Raw genomic sequence first — 18,871 nt, forward strand, 5'->3', positions numbered from 1 at the left:
GCCTCTTTTTATTTCGATATTGCTTCATTTGTTAACTTTGTTTCTGCAACTTGCGCACGTGGTGATTTCATCATATTAAAGACAATATTTAAAAAGATTGCTGTAAAACTCCCCATCACAATACCGCTTCCAGTGAGAACTTGAAGACTCTCTGGTAAGTTTTTGAAGAGTTCAGGTACAACCGTCACCCCTAGACCCATACCAACCGAACATGCAATTACAAGAAGGTTTTCTTGTTTTGCTAAATCAACTTGACTAAGGATTTTTATACCTGAAGAGATGACCATCCCAAACATGGCTACCATAGCTCCTCCAAGTACAGAGCTCGGGATAACTGTCGTCACGGCTGCGATTTTAGGTAGAAAGCCCAAAATGATTAAAATTCCACTCGCTGCAAATACAACATTTCTTGTGCGAACACCTGACAACTGTAAAAGTCCTACATTTTGAGAATACGCTGTATAAGGAAATGCGTTAAAAAATCCGCCTAATAAAATCGCCAATCCTTCTGCACGATAGCCTTTAGATAAATCTTTTTCATCCACTTCTTTTTTACAAATATCACTAACGGCAAAATAAACGCCTGTGGACTCGACAATGCCAACAAGTAAAACAAGGAACATTGTCAGGATGGCCGTAATATTAAACGTTGGCATCCCAAAGTAAAACACGTGCGGCATATGAATCCACGCTTCTTCTTTTACGCCGGAAAAATCGACTTTTCCCATAAAAGACGCTGCAATCGTTCCAACAACCAATCCTAATAACACAGAGACGGAGCGCATAAATCCTTTTGTAAATCGATACAGAACAATAATTAATAGCAAAACGCCAAAACCTAAACCTAAATTGCTCAAGCTGCCAAAATCTTTACTTCCTTCTCCTCCAGCTAAATCTTTAATCGCTACAGGAATTAACGTAATTCCAATAATCGTTACAACCGAACCCGTAACTAAAGGAGGGAAAAACTTAACCAATTTACCTAGAAAAGCAGAAAGAAGGACAATGAGTAAACCGGCGACGATAATAGAACCATATATGGAGGAAACGCCGTAAGAACCTCCAATTGAAATCATAGGTCCTACGGCAGTAAACGTACACCCTAATACAACTGGAAGACCAATACCGAAAAAACGATTTTTCCATACTTGCAGCAACGTTGCCACACCGCACATAAATAAGTCAATCGCCACTAAATACGTAAGCTGCTGCTGAGTCAAGCCAATGGCTCCTCCAACAATAAGCGGGACAACAATCGCACCTCCGTACATAGCTAAAACATGCTGTAAACCAAGTGAAAAGACTTTTCCTTTATTCATATTAAACCTCCACTGTTGGTTTATCTTCAGCAAATGTAACTTTACCATTTGATAAAGACTGAATGCGCGCTAATGATTCTACTTTAACGCCTGATTTACGAATTTGTTTTCCTCCATCTTGGAACGCTTTTTCAATAACAATACCAATGCCGCCTACTTTAGCACCTGCTTTTTGCACGATATCCATCAAGCCGAATGCAGCTTGGCCGTTTGCTAAAAAGTCATCAATAATTAAAATCACGTCATCTTCTCGAATAAATTTATCAGCAACTGAAATTTCATTTTCTTCTTTTTTTGTAAATGAATATACTTTTGATGTAATGAGTCCGTCTTGAAGTGTTAAAGATTTTCTTTTTCTGGCAAACACCATCTCAACGTTTAGCTTCAATGCGGTCATAATCGCTGGAGCAATTCCTGATGATTCAATCGTTAAAATCTTCGTAATTCCTGCATTTTCAAAGCGCGAAGCAAATTCTTCTCCAATTTCTTTCATCAGTACAGGATCCATTTGGTGGTTTAAAAATGTGTCTACTTTTAAAACCGTGTCCGATAATACGATTCCATCTGTTAAAATTTTGTTTTGCAAAGCTTTCATAGTTCGTTCCTCCAACGTTTGTATTAAAAAAGCTCAAAAACATAGCTGCACTCGTATATGAGTAGAGCAATGTTTTTGAGCTTTTACGCACAAAAGTGAAAAACAAACTTCATCGCTCACCCATAGTCAAACTATTTACGGTAGTTTGGTAGATACTTACGAGCCTTATTCTCGTCATTATATGAGTGCGTTATTGAGTTACTTGTATTATATCAGCAAATCTTTTATTTGAAAATATCTAAAAAAGATATTTTCGAACATTTACTTGCAATACAAAACATAATATTCGGTTATAGCACTTTTTATACGTGATAAATTTGTCCGTATTTCTCTTCTAGATATTGAATTAAATAATCTACATTTAGCCCTTCACCCGTCACATCGTTTAAAATTTCAAGAGGTTTTTTTATTTTTCCGTACTGGTGAATATGTTCTGTTAACCAATTTGTAATCGGCGAAATTTCTCCTTTTTCCAAGAGTTCATCATAATTAGGCAAGTCTTTTAACATGGTATGCTTAAACTGCGCTGCGTACATATAGCCCAGAGCATAGGAAGGGAAGTACCCAAAGCTTCCTCCGGCCCAGTGTACGTCCTGAAGCACGCCTTCTCCATCGTGACTTGGACGAACCCCTAAATATTCTTCGTATTTCTCATTCCAAATTTCCGGTAAATCCTCAACTTTATACTCCCCGTTTATTAATCCTTTTTCAATTTCGTAACGAATCATAATATGAAGAGGATACGTTAACTCATCTGCTTCAATACGAATAAGAGACGGTTTTGCTTCATTTACTCCTCGGTAAAAATCTTCTAAACCTACATCGTCAAATTGTTCCGGCGCATGCTTTTTTAGTACGTCGTAATGATGCTGCCAAAATGCTTTATTTTTCCCGACAAACTGCTCAAAAAACAGTGACTGTGATTCATGAATTCCCATTGAAGTACCTTCACATAGAACCGTGCCAACAAGATCCTTTGAAATATTCTGCTCATATAAAGCATGGCCACATTCGTGAATCGTGCCAAAAATAGCCGTTCGGAAATCGTTTTCGGCATATTTAGTTGTGATGCGCACATCTCCCGGATTTAAGCCAGTAGCAAAAGGATGGACGGTTTCATCAAGTCGCCCCGCTTCAAAATCATAGCCGAGTGTTTTTAACACGTCTAGACTAAATTGCTTTTGCGCTTCTTTTGGGAAAGTACGGAATAAAAATTCCGTATTGGGCTTTGTATTTGACCCGGCGATTCGCTGAACAAGAGGCACAATATGCTCCCGCAGCTTTCCAAATACCTCGTCTAAGATTTCAACCGTCATTCCCGGTTCAAAAAGGTCTAATAAACGGTTATATTTGTTTCCTTCATACCCCCAATACTCCACAAACTTCTGATTAAACGCTACAATTTTTTCAAGGTACGGTTGAAATAAAGCAAAATCTGCTTTTTCTTTTGCTTCTTCCCAAATTGACTCCGCTTTTGAAGTTAACGTAACGTATTCTTTATATTCGTGCGGAGGAATCTTTTTATTTAAGTCATATTCTTTTTTACACTCTTCCACTGCTTTTTTCGTAATATCGTTTATGTAAGGCTGTGACTCAGGGTTCGTTAATTTCTCAATAAAACCTGCCATTTCATTAGAAACGGAAAGATTGAACGCTTCTGATGACATCATGCCAATCACTTCAGAACGCTGATCCGCCCCTTTTTTTGGAGCGCCCGTTCTCAAATCCCAGTACATCACTCCGATTGCCTCGTGATAACTTTTGATTTTATTCATGTATTCATAAAACTGTTTCTCAATTTTCTGTATGTCTTCTCTCATTGTTTTTCCTCCTTACTTTCCTTATTTCACCATAAATTATTTTATCATAATAGTAACGGTGTGTATATAACTGAAAATTCAATCTATTGTGCACATAAAAAAGCGCGGCTGCCACCGCGCTTTTTTATACGTTTTCTATTTTCGTTGGAACATTTTGTTCAATGATTGAACGCACTTTTGAATCTGTGCTTTTTGGCATAAAGATCGTGATTAGACCCTTATCATTATGAGAGCGAATCAGCCTTCCAACTCCTTGCTTTAAGCGAAGAAGCATATACGGCATATCTGCATCCCAAAATGGATCGACTACTTGATTGCGCTTTGCTTCAAAGACCGGATCATTTGGCGGATACGGCAGAGACCAAATAATTACATTCGATAACGAAGGTCCAGGAATATCCAACCCTTCCCACAAATGAACAGCGCATAAAATCGTTTCTTCTTCCCTTTGGAACTGAGACACTAATTTACTGATTTCTTGATCGCCTTCAAATAAAAATGTGTACTGATTTAACTCTTTGGAAACTTCTTTGAACATCTCTAGTTCTTCTTTACTGTTAAACAATAAAAGTGCTCGTCCGTTCGTTTTTTCGAGCTGAGCAACAGCAAAGGCAAATTTTTCAGCAAACGCTTCTTCTTGATCATCCGAAACATTTTTCACCGCAATTTTCATTTGCTCATCATAATCAAATGGCGATTCAACGGAAAAAGAAAGCGGCTTTGCAATTCCTAAGCTATATGCTAAATAATCGAACGATTGGTTATCTGAAAGAGTGGCAGAAGTGAAAATGTATGGTATTTTCTTCGCAAATACTCGTTCTTTTAAGACGTCTTTTACTGCTTGCGGCATAATAACCAACGTCAGCTGCCAGTTGTTTTCTTCCACCCAGTAGATGGCATTTTCGTTGTCCATAAATAAGCGCAGCGAATAATCAATTTGATCTAGGTACTCATCTACAATTCGCAGCGTATATTCGTCTACTGTATAGGTCTCACTCTCAAACACAAGCTCGTTTCCGATATGTTCAAGCAGCGATAAAAGTTCTTTTCCTACACTTTGTAATCCGTTTGTTCGGGCTACTTCTTTACGGCTAGAACCAACGATTTCTGTGCTTGCTTCACTTAAACGGTCAAAGAACATTGCATACACATCGATAGCGTGCTCGATCTTCACAGCAAATTCTTCTCGCACGTCATTTTCTAATAGACGCGTTAACAAGTTTTCTAACGTATCTTCTTGAATGCGATACGTTAAAGCCTTTTGTGCAGCAAATTCCAGCAGGTGACCTTCATCAAATACAACACAGCTGCTTTCAGGAAGAAGCGGAAGCTGTCCTTCACGCTTGCGGGCTTCATATGTCCAAATGTGTTCCATGTAAAAATCGTGAGAGCAAATAATTAAGTCATGTGCTTTTCTATAGTGCTCGCGTGAAAGCGTTAAGCCACATCTATGACGCTGCTCACAGGAAGAGCAATCTTGAAACGTATCCCAGTTAATTTGATTCCATTCCTCATCCGTTAAATGAGGATATTCTTTACGGTCTCCGTAGTGATAGAACGACTGCATACCACTATGATCATGAACAAAATCAGGAAGCGTATCGTAAATTTCTTCAATGTTTTCATTATCTGTTCGTGCTGTCACAGCATCTAATTTCTTTAAACACAGATACTGATCTTGAGATTTTGCTAGGCGAACATCCATGTTAATATCTAAAATACCAGAGAGCTTGGCAATGTCTCCTTCGGCTTTTACTAACTGTTCAATTAGTGTTTCATCCGCACAGGCAATAATAGCCGGCTTGCCAATATACCTTGCATAACAAATAGCGTACAGTAAATACACAATGGTTTTCCCTGTTCCTACACCTGCTTCTGCAAAGATTACATTTTTTTCTTTAAAAGCTCGTTCGATTTGAAAAGCCATAAAAATTTGTTCATCCCGAAGTTCTAATCCTGCGTCTGGAAGATGATCATAAAAAACATCACCTATCCATTCATTTAATTTGTCAAAAAAGTTTTCATCCCGCTCAATTGTAAAAGGCAACCGCTCTCTCATCATCGATACTGACTCCTTTATTTATGTAAATATCTATCAATAAAAATTAGCTTCACTTCTTTTTATCTAGTAAATTTCTCATGTAAGCAAAACTTAATTATTGACTACTTTATCTAAAATGTCAATAAAAAGAGCTGAACATAAAAAAGTTCTGCCTGTAAGGACAGAACCTTTTTGTATAAAAGCTGGGTGTATAGAACGCAAACGGAATAAGTGCTATTAAAAAATTAATTACAGCGGAATTTGGAATCCGTGGACTGAGACAATAAAAAGGCCGCTTCATACTCGGCTTTTGCTTGTTCCAGCTGAGTAAGCGTCTCTCCGCTAACTTCTATTCCCTGCTGCATTAAATGATAGCTGTTTTCCAACGCTTGCCGAATCATAGTGAACTGCGTGTTTCTATCCATTTATAAACATCCTCTCTCTGTAGTGCTTACTATAAAAGTGAATACTATCATTCTATACACCAGCTGTTTATTTTATTCTCAAAACCAGCATCTCTGGCTTAATAAATGGATTCTTTCATTTAAGAAAATAATCGAACTTATTAAAATATTTTAATTCTCACTTGACATATAGGAATAATATATTTTAAAATTACTTACAGATTCAATCACTCAAAACTACATACTACAGGCTTACCGGTCAACCGATAGCCTCTAATTGCCAGATACACGTACAATCCGTCTGTGCAATTAGAGGCTTTTATTTTTTAAAAGTCTGCTGAGAGGAGAAAAAAATGGCAGAACTGCAGTTGCAGCATGTGTATAAAAAATACGGAAAAGATAGTCTTGCAGTTGATAATTTTAATCTTCATATTCAAGACAAAGAATTTATTGTATTTGTAGGACCTTCAGGGTGCGGCAAATCCACTACCCTTCGAATGATCGCCGGCCTTGAATCGATAACAGAAGGAGAATTGCTTATTAATGGAGATCGTGCAAACGATTTACCTTCTAAGGACCGGGATATTGCAATGGTGTTTCAAAACTACGCGCTTTACCCTCATTTAACGGTTTACGACAACATGGCATTTGGCTTGCAGCTCCGCAAAGTCCCAAAACAAGAAATTGATGAGCGCGTTCGTGAAGCGGCTCGTAGTTTGGACTTAGAACCCTATTTAAAACGCAAGCCAAAAGCATTATCAGGAGGTCAGCGTCAGCGAGTGGCTTTAGGAAGAGCCATTGTACGGAATGCCCAAATTTTTTTAATGGATGAGCCTTTGTCTAACCTTGATGCGAAGCTTCGCGTACAAATGCGTGCTGAAATCAGTAAGCTTCATCAGAGGCTGCAGACGACCATTATTTATGTAACCCACGATCAAACAGAAGCCATGACGATGGCAAGCAGAATCGTAGTTATGAAAGACGGAAAAATTCAGCAAATAGGTTCACCTATGCAAGTGTATAATGCTCCAGAGAATACGTTTGTAGCCAGTTTTATAGGCTCACCGGGAATGAACTTTTTCACAGGAAAAGTAGTGAACAGCAAACTGTACATCAGTGAACATGAGTTTCAACTGACAGAAAATCAAATGCATTCGTTACATGAAAAAGGCTACAATAATCAATTCATTACTGTAGGAATTCGACCCGAGCATATTACGCGTGCCTTTTCTGATGCTCCTCATATTTCATTACCGGTAGATGTGTCTGAGTTATTAGGAGCAGAGTACATACTATACAGCAGTTTAGGAGAGCAGCTCTTTGTGGCTAAAATCCCTGGGGATGAACATATTCAAGTTCATCAGCACTTTCCGTTTCATTTTCAAATGAATCATGCTCATTTCTTTGACCAAGCATCTACCAATCGTATCAAAATTGACCAATAACTATCTAAAAAGAATTCTATAAATGGGGGAACTAAAATGAAAAAATTATTAATTCTGTTAGCAATGCTCACCGTGATCATCGCCGGCTGCGGCAAAAACAGTTCAACAAGCGGCGACAGCAGCGATTCTTCAAAAAAAGTAACCATTAACTTTACGCATTGGCGAGGAGAAGATACGAAAGCCTTTGATTCTATCATTGAGCAATTTGAAAAGAAAAACCCAAATATTCATGTAGAGATGACCGTCTTTCCTTCGGATTCATATCAATCACAAATTCAAGGATCTCTACTATCTGGAGAAGGCATCGATGTATTTGCTAGTTTTCCAGGAAGTCAATTTGAAACGATTCGCAAAGCAAACGGTTTTGCAAAGCTGGACGACCAAAACTTACTCAGCAAATTTGACGAAAAGCTAATCCAAACGGGTAAAGCGGATAATACGCAATATGCTCTTCCTTATCAGCTAGTCTATAACATCCCTGTCTATAACAAAGGCATTTTTGAAAAACTAAATTTAGATGTTCCTAAAGACTGGAATAGCTTTTTAAAAACAGCTGAAACATTAAAGAAAAATGGTTACACGCCGATTTTATTTTCAGGAGACGTAAGTCCTTCTCAATTTATTAACCCAATGATTATGAATAACGAACCTACAAATAACGCCCTTCACGAAGTAGAAACGGGCAAGCGCAAGCTAACTGATGAATGGTTTATCAAAACCCTATCTCAAATTAAAGAATTAAATGATAAAGGTTACTTCCAAAAAGATGCTCTTGGTACGAAAAAAGAAAGTGCTGCAGCACTTTTTGCTCAGGAAAAAGGCGCAATGCTTGCTCAAGGTTCTTATATGATGGCTACAGTCAAACAGCAAAATCCAAAGATTGATCAAGGTTTGCTTGCACCGATTACAGTGGATCAAGATAAAGCCAAATACGAAGGTGTTCATACCACAACATTCTTATTAGGTGTTGCTGAAAAATCAAAACATAAAGAAGCTGCTAAGAAATTTTTAACTTTCCTTGCAGATCCAAAGATTTCTTCTGAGTATGCAAATGCTACTGGCCAGTTATTAACGGTCAAAGACGTGAAATATGATTCACCTGAACTCAAAGAAAGCGCAAAGTGGAAAGACAAAAAAACGGTCTTCCAACCTCGATTTACCATTTTAAATGAGCGCGTATCAAAAGCTGTTGAAACATCTGTACAGGACGTACTATCCGGTATGTCAGCGAAAAAAGCTGCTGAAAAAGCACAAGGAGAGGTAGAACGTGTCGCTAAAAACTAATACGTCTATTCAAGAGGAAGAAAAGAGAACCCCTTCGTTCTCTTTTCCTCTCTTTTCATTTAAAAATATCTCTAAAAGCAGGCATCTATGGTTGTTTTTGCTTCCTGGTTTTGTCATATATACGGTTTTCTTTGCATTGCCAACGCTTTCTGCTTTATTTTTAAGTACAACTGATTGGAATGGATTGTCTTCTCAGTTCTCATTTGTAGGGTTTCAAAACTTCAAAGAAATTTTAACAAACGATGCTATTTTTACACAGTCGCTTACAAACAACTTAAAGTTCACAATTGGCGTGCTGATCTTTCAAACGTTATTGAGCTTAGGCTTTGCACTCTTACTTTATAGAAATTCTGCATGGAATACATTTTATCGCTCACTCTTTTTTGTACCGACGATTATTTCGTCCGTGTCGATTGCGTTCACGTGGAACTTTATGTATGACCCCAACATTGGAGGAGTTAACCTATTTTTAAGTAAAATAGGCCTTGAGCATTGGACACAGTCTTGGATTGGAAATGGACATATCGCCATTTACAGCTTGGCTTTTGTACAATTTTGGGCACATACTGGTCAAATGCTTATTATTTTTGTAGCTGGAATTCAAGCTATTCCCAGTGAGTTATATGAAGCTGCTAGTATTGATGGAGCAACACGATGGCAAAAATTCAAGCGCATTACGTGGCCTCTTTTAGCTCCAGCTACGACAATGGTTGTGGCTTATACGACCATACAAAGCTTTAAAGCATTTGATTTAATCATTGCAATGACAAATGGAGGTCCCTCCAACTCAACTGAAATTCTTTCGACACTTCTTTATCACGAAGCTTTTATTAATTTTCGTTTTGGCTATGCCTCTGCCATTTCCGTTGTATTTATGATTGTGATTGCTCTTTTAACGTTTCTTCAATTTCGCGTACTTCGCCTGACCAAAATGTAAAAGGAGATTCTTTTATGAAACAAAATCCATTCAGACATCTGATTTTAGGGATATACGGTTTAATCATTCTGTTGCCCTTAAGCTTGGTTTTATTAACAACCTTTAAAACAACGCCTGAACTTTACAGCAACCCAATTGGATTACCAGCAGGCTGGAATATTGAAAATTATAAACAGCTGCTCGTCAATGAACCCATCTTTGGCTATATTAAAAACAGCGTGATTGTTACCGTCTTTAGCACGTTTTTTATTCTATGGTTTTCAAGCATGATTGCTTACGCTATTATTCAGCTACCTCAAAAGCTTGGATGGATTGTATACGGCTTTTTTGTTTGCGGAATGATTGTCCCTACTCAAGTCAATATGATTCCTGTCTTTTTGCTGATGAATAAGCTTGGACTGGTCAATACGCTAACAGGGGTCATTATCGTCTCCATAAGTTTTTTGCTTCCTATCGGTGTGTTTATTATAACGGGGTTTATGAAAACTTTGCCAAAGGAACTATTCGAAGCCGCTCGCATGGACGGGGCGTCAGAGTGGAAAATATATTCAAAAATCGCTCTTCGACTCTCCATACCTTCAATGGCTACAGTAGGAATTTTTTCGTTTGTGATCGTGTGGAATGATCTGTTATTCCCTTTGCTATTATTAAAATCTAAAGAAGTAAAAACGCTGCCTATTGCATTATTGGACTTTCAAGGGGAATTTCTAACCAATTACCCTATGCTGTTTTCAGCAGTCGTTCTTTCTTCTATTCCATTATTGATTGCGTACGTGTTTTTGCAAAAGCATTTCATTTCAGGAATGACCTCTGGGGCATTAAAATAGCAGGCAAGAAAATCACGCTTCCCTGCCTGCCCCTTTATTCTATAGGATTATTTTTCAAAGCACGCTGAGGTTTCGGTTTCTCTACTATTAGGTGTTGGTAAACGTACATTAAAGCAGCTTTTAACAGAAAGATACCTAGCAAATGGTACTCTTTAAATGTGCCTACCCTAAAAAGCTTTGCACGGCTCATAGCTCGTTGAAAAGGATAAACAAAAAATGTATCTACGATTGCATTTAATAACATATACCTTCCAAAATGGCCATATGTGAACTTTTTAATCCATAAAGAACCTGCTAAAAATGGACCTAAAAGTAAAGCAGCTTCACCTGTTAAATATGGATGAGGAGGATTAGGGAATATCCACCACTTCTTTTTTTCAGCAATATAGCTTTCAACCATAATTAAAAAGGAAATAAACATAGTAGATGATAAATAGCGCTTAATATGCTGTCGTCCTATAAAAGGGATGGTTAACCATGAAAGAAGCATCATCCCGCCAAAAACCCGTGCTGATCGATTTTTTCTCATTTTATCACCTCTTAGGTTTTAGTATGAGATTTCCCTTTCGTAAATATGTTAGAAATAAGCTAATCATTTCTCGTTTTAAGCCTGCTATTGAAAAGAAATGAATACATATATTGCCCTGCTACTCGCCCATACTATAAAAAAACATAATGGGGTGAGTACATGCATGATTATTATGACGGACTATATAAATACCTGCTTAATGCTACGTTCTGGTTTATTTTATTAATTGTCGTGCTCGGGATAGGCATGTTTGGAATGCTAGCTTATCGCGGTTTAAAAAAGAAATAACGTAAAAAAGCCAAGCTGTTTTTACACCGCTTGGCTTTTTGTATTTATTGATCGTTGCGTGGAGGACGAGGTCCCCAGTACTGATAGTAGTCTGTTTTAATAAATCCGTTAAATAATTTGCGTTTTTTCGTCGCTTTTTTACCGTAGTACTGTTCAAACTGTTCATGAGATGTAAGCATATAAATCGACCACGTATCAAGCTTAGAAAACGCTTCGCCCATTTCAGCGTACATTTTTTCAACAGAAGGACGATCGCTTAAACGTTCGCCGTACGGAGGGTTACCAATAATGATTCCATATTCTTTCGGCGTCGTAAAATCGCGCACTTGCATTTGCTTAAATTGAATTAAATCTCCAAGTCCAGCTTCAAATGCATTTTGCTCCGCTACTTTTACCATACGATGGTCAATATCATGACCAGCAATATCTAGCACTTGGTCGTAGTTCGCTAAGTCTTCTGCTTCTTCGCGCGCTTTGTCCCAAATGCTTGCTGACATCCACGGCCACTCTTCTGATAAGAAGTCACGATTAAATCCTGGTGCAATATTTTGACCGATAAGCGCTGCTTCGATAGCAATTGTACCAGAACCGCAGAAAACATCGACAAACGGACGATTCGCATTCCACGGCGTTAGCATAATTAAAGCAGCTGCCAGCGTTTCTTTTAAAGGAGCTTCCCCTTGTCCTACGCGGTAACCGCGCTTATGAAGTCCTGCACCGCTTGCGTCAATTGTTAATGTAGCAACATCTTTTAATAACGCTACTTCAATTTTAAACGTTGACCCCGTTTCTTCGAGCCAGCCTGTTGTTTTGTTATAATGTTTTTTCATGCTGTCAACAATTGCTTTTTTTACAATGCTTTGACAATCTGATACGCTGAACAATTTAGATTTAACTGATTTTCCCGATACAGGAAACTGTGCATCTACGGGCAAATAATCTCCCCAATTTAATGCTTTTGTTTGTTCAAAAAGCTCATCAAACGTACGAGCTTTGAACTGTCCAACCTGTACTTTAATTCGATCTGCTGTACGAAGCCATAAATTGCATCGAGCAATTGCAAGCTCGTCTCCTTCAAAGATAACCTTGCCATTATCTACTTCACATTCATATCCTAAAGCACGCACTTCTTTAGCGACTAGTGCTTCAATTCCCATTGCTGCTGTTGCAATAATTTTATATTTCGCCATTTTTCAACCTCATTTTGTTTCTAATTATCTACACTAAGTGTAAAAGTACCATATACATGCGCCGTAGTCAAAGCTTTCTCCGTCTTTTTATCAAAATGCAGAAACTGCTCGCTCTTGGTAGAGCCAGCAGTTTCTTTACATATGTCGCATATAGATTTGTTTTTAAAAGCTTTCCATTTTAAAATTGCGCAATCGGTTGCTCAACTTGTTTATGAAAGTAAGTATACACGTGTTTCATATGGGTGCAGCGTACATTGTTCAAGCGTTTCGTTTTTATCCAACGGATAATTATGAATCAGCACTTCTATGTTTGTAAATGAGCTCTCTGAAGGAAACTCGAACGTTTGATTATTCGGTGACATATTACAAATAACAACAGCGGTTTTACCTTCTAATGTTCGCGTATACGCGTAAATAGCGGAATCTTCTTCTGCCAACAGCTTATAAGTTCCATACACCAGCACATCATGCTGTTTTCTAATTTTAATGAGCTGTTTGTAAAAATTCAGTACCGAATTCTTATCACTTTTCTGCTCTTCTACGTTAATGTCTACGTAATTTGGGTTCACTTTCATCCAAGGGTTTCCGGTAGAAAATCCTGCATTTTTTTCTGTATTCCACTGCATTGGCGTCCTTGAGTTATCGCGGCCTGTTTCCCAAATAACTTTCATAATCTCGTCATGTGAATCGCCTTTTTCACGCTGAATACGGTAGTAGTTAATCATCCCAACATCATCATAATCATCAATAGAATCAAATTTAACATTGGTCATTCCAAGTTCTTGTCCTTGATAAATAAACGGTGTTCCTTTCATTAAAAAGTATAGTGCAGCTAAGCACTTTGCACTTTCCACTCGGTAAGCTGTGCTGCCGAATTTATTTACAGAACGAATTTGGTCATGATTTTCTAAATATAAAGCGTTCCAGCCGTTAATTTTTTCTAAACCATTTTGCCAATTAGTTAAAATTGTTTTTAACTCGATTAAATCAAGCGGTTTTTCTTCTCCTTTATCCCACAGTCCCATATGCTCGAACTGAAAAATCATATTGAAGTTTCCGCCATCTTCAGCTACCCACTCATCTGCGCTGTCCGATGTTACACCATTTGCCTCTCCAACCGTCATAATATCGTATTTGGCAAACGTTTTTTCTTTTAGCTCTTTTAAATGTTCTTGAATTCCCGGTCGATTCATATGCCCTTCAAACGATGGCACATAATCTAGCTTTTCAGGGTTCGGCAGATCTGGGAAGCCGGCCACTTTCTTAATATGCGAAATAGCATCTACACGAAAGCCGTCAATTCCTTTATCTAACCACCAGTTAACCATTTCATAAAGCTCATGACGTACTTTTTCGTTTTCCCAGTTTAAATCGGGCTGTTTTTTAGAAAATACGTGCATGTAATATTCTTTTGTCTTTTCGTCGAACTCCCAAGCTGATCCGCTAAAAATAGATTCCCAGTTGTTTGGCTCTTTTCCATCTTTACCTTCGTGCCAGATATAATAATCACGATATGGATTCTCTTTAGCAGACCTAGATTCTAAAAACCAAGGGTGTTCATCTGAAGTATGGTTAATAACTAAATCCATAATCAGCTTCATTCCGCGATGGTGAACTTCATCTAACAGCTCATCAAAGTCTTCCATTGTTCCAAAATCTTTCATAATATCTTTATAATCACTGATATCGTAGCCATTATCGTCGTTAGGAGACTGATAAATCGGGCAAATCCAAATGACATCAATTCCAAGATCAGATAAATAGTCTAATTTTGAAATAACCCCTTGAATGTCACCAATTCCGTCGCCGTTTGAATCCATGAAGCTTCGCGGATAGATTTGATACGCAACAGCTTCTTTCCACCATTTCTTTTCCATGTGCTCAACCCCTCAAAATAGTGCTTTTACGTAAGCGTTCGCCTTTACGCATATCGCTATTTTATAATGAATACATGCAAAAAAATAGGTTTTTCACAAAAAAAATCGTTATTCTCTTTTGAATAACGATTCTCACTGCGCTAATTTGTGTTTAAAGGCATAAATGACGGCTTGAGTTCGGTCCTGCACATCCAGCTTACTTAATAAATTGCTCACATGTGTTTTTACCGTCTTTAGCGCAATAAATAATTCGTCTGCAATCTCTTGATTTGTTTTACCCTGTGTCATTAAAAGTAAAATTTCCATTTCACGAGCTGTGAGTTCTTCATGAGGTAAAGACGGCTTTCTCATTTTAGACATCATTTTACCGGTTACTTCAGGCTCTAATACAGATTCCCCCTCATATGTACGGCGAATAGCAGCTGCAATTTCTCCTGCTTTAGACGTTTTTAATAAGTAGCTTGTTGCCCCTGCCTCTAGAGCGGGATATACTTTTTCGTCATCTAGAAAGCTAGTGACAATAATTACTTTTGCTTCCGGCCACTGCTTAATGAGCTGTTTTGTTGCTTCAATCCCGTCCATTTCTTCCATGACTAAATCCATTAAAATAATATCCGGGCGCATCTGAAGCCCTAATTCAACGGCCTGTTGGCCATTGGCTGCTTCAGCTATTACATGAATGTCTGTTTGAGCCGACAAATACGCTCCTACGCCAATACGAACCATTTCATGGTCATCTACTAACAGTACATTAATCATTTTGCTTCTCCTCTCTTTCTACTAACGGTACTTTTACTTCTAGCTTTGTTCCTTTGTCGGGCAAACTAATAATTTTTAATAGGCCTCCAATTTCAACTGCGCGTTCATACATATTTTGCAGACCGTACGATCCGACTTTCTCCTTTTCTACATCAAAACCAACTCCGTTATCCACAATACGTAAAATAATGGAAAAGTCACGTTTGATCAGCAGCACGTCTAAAGCTGTTGCATTTGCATGACGCAGCGTATTTGATACGGATTCTTGCAAAATTCTAAACAAGTGGTCTTCAATGCCTTTATCAAGTTCAAACCCTTCTATTTTCCAATTTAATTCAAGCGGTACTTTTTGAGCAAGCTCATTCATCAGTTCTTTCATTCCAGCCTGTAGCGATTTTCCTTTTAATGCTGCAGGACGAAGATGAAGAAGCAAAGCCCTCATTTCAAGCTGTGATTGATTAATCATTTTTTCAACCATCTTTAATTGCTTAGCTTCAGAGTCTTGTAGCGTAAGATTGGATTCCGTAATAGCAGACATAAGCATCGAAGCGGCAAATAGCTGCTGACTAACGGAGTCATGCAGTTCTCTAGCAAGCCGATTTCGTTCTTGAGAAACAATTTCTTGCACTTGCTTTTGCTGATTTTCCACTTTTTCCGTTGCCATCTTTTGAGATTGCTGCGCTTGAAGAATCATTTTATGATCTACTTTGTTTAAACGGCTTATAATTCGAGACGTTTCTTGAATAAGCGGTTCATTTGCCGGCATATGCCGGTGGCCATTTTCTATTTCATATAATCGGTTTTCAACATATGCCCACTGCTGTCTCCACATAAACCCCATGATTCCTCCAATCACACTTCCAATCGTAAGGCTTAAACTGAAGGAAAACAGCACAAAAGGCATGCCAAATACGCTCGTTTTCCATAAGTCGCTAAGTTGAAAAACAGGATATGCAAAAAACACGGTAAGGAGCACGGATACAAATACAAAAAAACTTAAGAAAATCCCCCACAATAACTGCCGTTGAAGAATACTCATATCCTTTGCACCTCTAAATCTCCAATCACAACAGTTGTAACAATCTTCACCCTATGAGCAGATTGATCAAATTCCTCTGTTTTGATAGACAAATTTTCATTGAACGAAAAGCCGCGCTGATGGCCAAAAACCGTTACGTTTCCTGCTAGTTTAGAATGATTCACAGATACTTCTGTTTCGTAAGGAATGAGCACTTTAATATTTCCAAACACTTGACGAATAAAGATAACCGCATCGCCTTTTGGCAGAACAGTATTGCTTAAATCAATCACAATGTCTCCCCATACGCTTTGAATATTAATATCATCCCATTCGTATACGGAGTCTTCGGTTCTTTGACTACCAAGAAGTTTATTTGTCAAAACCGGCCGGACCTGCACCAAACTTTGGTTTGGCTGCTGTGTCAACTCGTCAGTTGGTCTAAATTCAACCGGATGCTTTCGTAATTGAATAAATCTAAGTAAAAAGTACAGGAAAAGAGCAATAACTAAAAACTTAAAGGCAACCGTATTAAATATATTCAACACAAGCCCAATAACGCCAATCCAAAATAACATACGCCCTAATTTTCTTCTCATTTTTTTTCGCCCAATATACATGAACGCACCGGCAATTAATACAGAAAAGATCAAGCCGCTGTGAAAAAACATAATTTCAATAAACAGGACAAATAAGCTGCAAATAAAAATGAACATAAGAGATTCTGTTTTGTTTACGCTTTGCACAGCTCCCTCTCCTTTCTCCTCGTAGATGACATAGCGTTCTTTGGATGCTGCAGATATCTATTCTCTCACCTTAAAAAGACGCAGAAACCTACGCCTTTTTTAGAATACCATGTTTTATGCAGAAACACTGATTTTTTACGATGATTTTACTCTTTTTTCTAATTCAGCAATCTTGCTGTCTACCGTTTGTCTGTAGTAATTTGTATTAATTTGATTTTCAAGCTGGTCAATATAGGTTTCCATTTCGTCAAACTGACTGTAGGACGCATAAGATGCTTCCGTTTTCATTACTGAATTCATACGATGGTGCGCACGGGCAATATTTTCGCGCCCCATTAGTTCCATACGGCGAATATGCATATCTTTTACCTTATGCTTCATTTCTTCATACTTTTGTTCAAGCTCTTCTAACTGCTTGGATGCATCTTCATAAGATTCTTTTACACGCTTTGCTCTCTCTTCGTAGTGAGCATGCTCTTTTACAATAAATTCATGTAATTCTGCTTCTTCAGCTGCTTGCGCCACTTGTGCTTGCTCATGACGTTTTTTCATCATGTCAAGTGCCAGATGGTATTCGCGATTAAACTGCTCTTTTAACGTGTGCTGCCGCTCAACAAGCTGCCTTACCTTTTCAGTCTCCTGCTCGCATTGGCGCAAATAGTGATTTAACGCAGCAATTGGATTTTTTTGTTCTTTGTGATCAAGTAATTGATGAAGGTCTGCAGAAATCGTTTCTTTCATTCGAGTAAATAAGTTTCTCATTTTGTTCATCTCCTTAGATAATAAAGTGAAATTTTATTATTTTTGATTTAAGTCAGCCCACTGACGTTCAAAGTGCTTAAACGGATCTTCTTTTTCCATTTTTATAGGCCTGCTGCTGTTCCACTTTTTATATACAATGTAAAGTACTACTGCTGCGATGATACCAGCAAGAGCCGGAAGGTTTGAAACGGTTGTTAAGAGTACGACGACACCAATAAACCCCCAGAACCATTTTTTAAAGGGGGTCTCTGCTTTAACAAACCCTTTAAATGCTACGTACAAAATAACCAAGCCAAGCGCAAGTCCTACCATGGGGCCAGCATTTGCAAGAAGAACGATAGCAGCTACCGCTCCAATCAAAAACAAACCAACTTTTTTCATTTTGTTTCCTCCTTTCGCTTCTCTATATACTTAGTTTAAGGATGATAACGTTTTTTCAAAACGAGCTAGAGCTTTATTTTCTCCTAAGACCTGAGGCTGACAACAAGCTCAGCCTGATTGTACAAAAAAAATGACAGCTTATGATAAGCTGTCATTTTGACATAAAAAAAGCTCTTCCGTTATATGAAGAGCTGGGTTGGATTAAAATATAGTGTATAACAACTATTGTCGATTGCTTTTCAATAACGTTCTGTAAGCCATGTTTTGTACCATTGTACTGCAAGCGGCTAGCTACCTCGTACTCCGGTGGCAATTATCTATCTACAAAATGTAACCATTTTGTCCTTCCTTCCGTTCAGTTCCTTCCAGAAAGTTCCCCTACCATTATTTGGGTTTCTCGCTCGAGGGGTTTACCTCGTTCCACTCTTATCATTTCTGATAAGACTTCGTCACTGTGGCACTTTCAGAGTAGTCAAGCCATATCTTAAAAAGACTTAGGCTTTTTCCCCGCCGTTAGCTTTTAACAGCTACCCTAGCTTATGACTTCGCTAGGCACGAACACTACAGACATCGCAGTCTGTGCGAGCATGGACTTTCCTCTACATCCTCATATGTGATGCAGCAATTACCCGAACGTTATTGATAACGA

At 38.2% G+C, this 18,871-nt stretch carries 18 protein-coding genes, 1 other RNA gene and 1 riboswitch; of the genes, 5 read left to right on the forward strand and 14 right to left on the reverse strand.

What is annotated here, in order from left to right; all coding sequences use genetic code 11:
- Nucleotides 1-8: 8 nt before the first annotated feature.
- The 5 genes from ACRPLY_RS06220 to ACRPLY_RS06240 all read right to left on the reverse strand — a co-directional run bounded on the left by ACRPLY_RS06220 (nucleotide 9) and on the right by ACRPLY_RS06240 (nucleotide 6,200).
- Nucleotides 9-1,319: a nucleobase:cation symporter-2 family protein gene (locus tag ACRPLY_RS06220; RefSeq protein WP_274863533.1), complete on the reverse strand. Its 1,311-nt coding sequence runs from the start codon at nucleotides 1,317-1,319 to the stop codon at nucleotides 9-11.
- A 1-nt stretch (nucleotide 1,320) separates the two neighbouring features.
- Complete coding sequence (locus ACRPLY_RS06225) at nucleotides 1,321-1,914, reverse strand: xanthine phosphoribosyltransferase (RefSeq protein ID WP_028414042.1); 594 nt, start codon at nucleotides 1,912-1,914, stop codon at nucleotides 1,321-1,323.
- Nucleotides 1,915-2,017: 103 nt separating this feature from the next.
- A riboswitch (purine riboswitch) is annotated at nucleotides 2,018-2,119 on the reverse strand.
- Between the two features lie 97 nt (nucleotides 2,120-2,216).
- Nucleotides 2,217-3,734 (reverse strand): carboxypeptidase M32, encoded by a 1,518-nt coding sequence (locus tag ACRPLY_RS06230; RefSeq protein WP_432231674.1) that lies wholly within the window; start codon nucleotides 3,732-3,734, stop codon nucleotides 2,217-2,219.
- 124 nt (nucleotides 3,735-3,858) lie between these two features.
- A complete protein-coding gene (locus ACRPLY_RS06235; RefSeq protein WP_013056155.1) occupies nucleotides 3,859-5,796 on the reverse strand; it encodes an ATP-dependent DNA helicase in 1,938 nt (645 codons plus the stop codon).
- Nucleotides 5,797-6,020: 224 nt separating this feature from the next.
- On the reverse strand, nucleotides 6,021-6,200 hold the full coding sequence (locus tag ACRPLY_RS06240; protein ID WP_013056154.1) for a hypothetical protein: 180 nt from the start codon (nucleotides 6,198-6,200) through the stop codon (nucleotides 6,021-6,023).
- A 332-nt stretch (nucleotides 6,201-6,532) separates the two neighbouring features.
- Here ACRPLY_RS06240 and ACRPLY_RS06245 point away from each other — a divergent pair, with 332 nt between their 5' ends.
- From ACRPLY_RS06245 to ACRPLY_RS06260, 4 genes are read left to right on the forward strand one after another with little or no spacing between them, the layout of a single operon-like run.
- Entirely contained in the window at nucleotides 6,533-7,624 is a 1,092-nt protein-coding gene (locus ACRPLY_RS06245; protein ID WP_432231675.1) for an ABC transporter ATP-binding protein, read from the forward strand.
- A 36-nt stretch (nucleotides 7,625-7,660) separates the two neighbouring features.
- Nucleotides 7,661-8,908 carry an ABC transporter substrate-binding protein gene (locus tag ACRPLY_RS06250; protein WP_432231676.1) on the forward strand — a complete coding sequence of 416 codons (1,248 nt, stop codon included), beginning with the start codon at nucleotides 7,661-7,663 and terminating at the stop codon, nucleotides 8,906-8,908.
- Nucleotides 8,892-9,845 carry a carbohydrate ABC transporter permease gene (locus ACRPLY_RS06255; protein ID WP_028414047.1) on the forward strand — a complete coding sequence of 318 codons (954 nt, stop codon included), beginning with the start codon at nucleotides 8,892-8,894 and terminating at the stop codon, nucleotides 9,843-9,845. The genes ACRPLY_RS06250 and ACRPLY_RS06255 overlap by 17 nt, the downstream gene beginning before the upstream one ends.
- 14 nt (nucleotides 9,846-9,859) lie before the next feature.
- Entirely contained in the window at nucleotides 9,860-10,672 is an 813-nt protein-coding gene (locus tag ACRPLY_RS06260; protein ID WP_033578442.1) for a carbohydrate ABC transporter permease, read from the forward strand.
- Between the two features lie 34 nt (nucleotides 10,673-10,706).
- Here ACRPLY_RS06260 and ACRPLY_RS06265 read toward each other — a convergent pair whose 3' ends face one another.
- Nucleotides 10,707-11,201, reverse strand: a complete 495-nt coding sequence (locus tag ACRPLY_RS06265) for a hypothetical protein (protein WP_028414049.1) — start codon at nucleotides 11,199-11,201, stop codon at nucleotides 10,707-10,709.
- Between the two features lie 159 nt (nucleotides 11,202-11,360).
- On the opposite strand from ACRPLY_RS06265, the gene ACRPLY_RS06270 reads away from it, so the two are divergent.
- A complete protein-coding gene (locus ACRPLY_RS06270; RefSeq protein WP_013056148.1) occupies nucleotides 11,361-11,489 on the forward strand; it encodes a hypothetical protein in 129 nt (42 codons plus the stop codon).
- Nucleotides 11,490-11,533: 44 nt separating this feature from the next.
- Here ACRPLY_RS06270 and ACRPLY_RS06275 read toward each other — a convergent pair whose 3' ends face one another.
- The 8 genes from ACRPLY_RS06275 to rnpB form a co-directional block, all read right to left on the reverse strand.
- Nucleotides 11,534-12,679 (reverse strand): THUMP domain-containing class I SAM-dependent RNA methyltransferase, encoded by a 1,146-nt coding sequence (locus ACRPLY_RS06275; RefSeq protein WP_028414050.1) that lies wholly within the window; start codon nucleotides 12,677-12,679, stop codon nucleotides 11,534-11,536.
- A gap of 209 nt (nucleotides 12,680-12,888) precedes the next feature.
- Nucleotides 12,889-14,556 carry a glycoside hydrolase family 13 protein gene (locus tag ACRPLY_RS06280; RefSeq protein ID WP_028414051.1) on the reverse strand — a complete coding sequence of 556 codons (1,668 nt, stop codon included), beginning with the start codon at nucleotides 14,554-14,556 and terminating at the stop codon, nucleotides 12,889-12,891.
- Nucleotides 14,557-14,688: 132 nt separating this feature from the next.
- Entirely contained in the window at nucleotides 14,689-15,315 is a 627-nt protein-coding gene (locus ACRPLY_RS06285; protein WP_432231677.1) for a response regulator, read from the reverse strand.
- On the reverse strand, nucleotides 15,308-16,354 hold the full coding sequence (locus tag ACRPLY_RS06290; RefSeq protein ID WP_154972725.1) for a sensor histidine kinase: 1,047 nt from the start codon (nucleotides 16,352-16,354) through the stop codon (nucleotides 15,308-15,310). Before ACRPLY_RS06290 ends, ACRPLY_RS06285 begins: the two co-directional genes overlap by 8 nt.
- Nucleotides 16,351-17,079, reverse strand: coding sequence for a cell wall-active antibiotics response protein LiaF (gene liaF / locus ACRPLY_RS06295; protein WP_028414054.1), 729 nt, complete (start codon nucleotides 17,077-17,079; stop codon nucleotides 16,351-16,353). The genes ACRPLY_RS06290 and liaF overlap by 4 nt, the downstream gene beginning before the upstream one ends.
- 135 nt (nucleotides 17,080-17,214) lie before the next feature.
- The gene (locus ACRPLY_RS06300) at nucleotides 17,215-17,841 is read right to left on the reverse strand and encodes a PspA/IM30 family protein (protein WP_048018491.1); all 627 of its coding nucleotides are present in this window, start codon (nucleotides 17,839-17,841) and stop codon (nucleotides 17,215-17,217) included.
- A gap of 36 nt (nucleotides 17,842-17,877) precedes the next feature.
- Nucleotides 17,878-18,222 (reverse strand): hypothetical protein, encoded by a 345-nt coding sequence (locus ACRPLY_RS06305; protein ID WP_028414056.1) that lies wholly within the window; start codon nucleotides 18,220-18,222, stop codon nucleotides 17,878-17,880.
- A gap of 248 nt (nucleotides 18,223-18,470) precedes the next feature.
- An RNA gene (gene rnpB / locus ACRPLY_RS06310) (RNase P RNA component class B) lies at nucleotides 18,471-18,859 on the reverse strand.
- Nucleotides 18,860-18,871 lie beyond the last annotated feature (12 nt).

The sequence above is a fragment of the Priestia sp. TGN 0903 genome, from assembly GCF_050846855.1.
Classification (GTDB): Bacteria; Bacillota; Bacilli; order Bacillales; family Bacillaceae_H; genus Priestia; species Priestia zanthoxyli.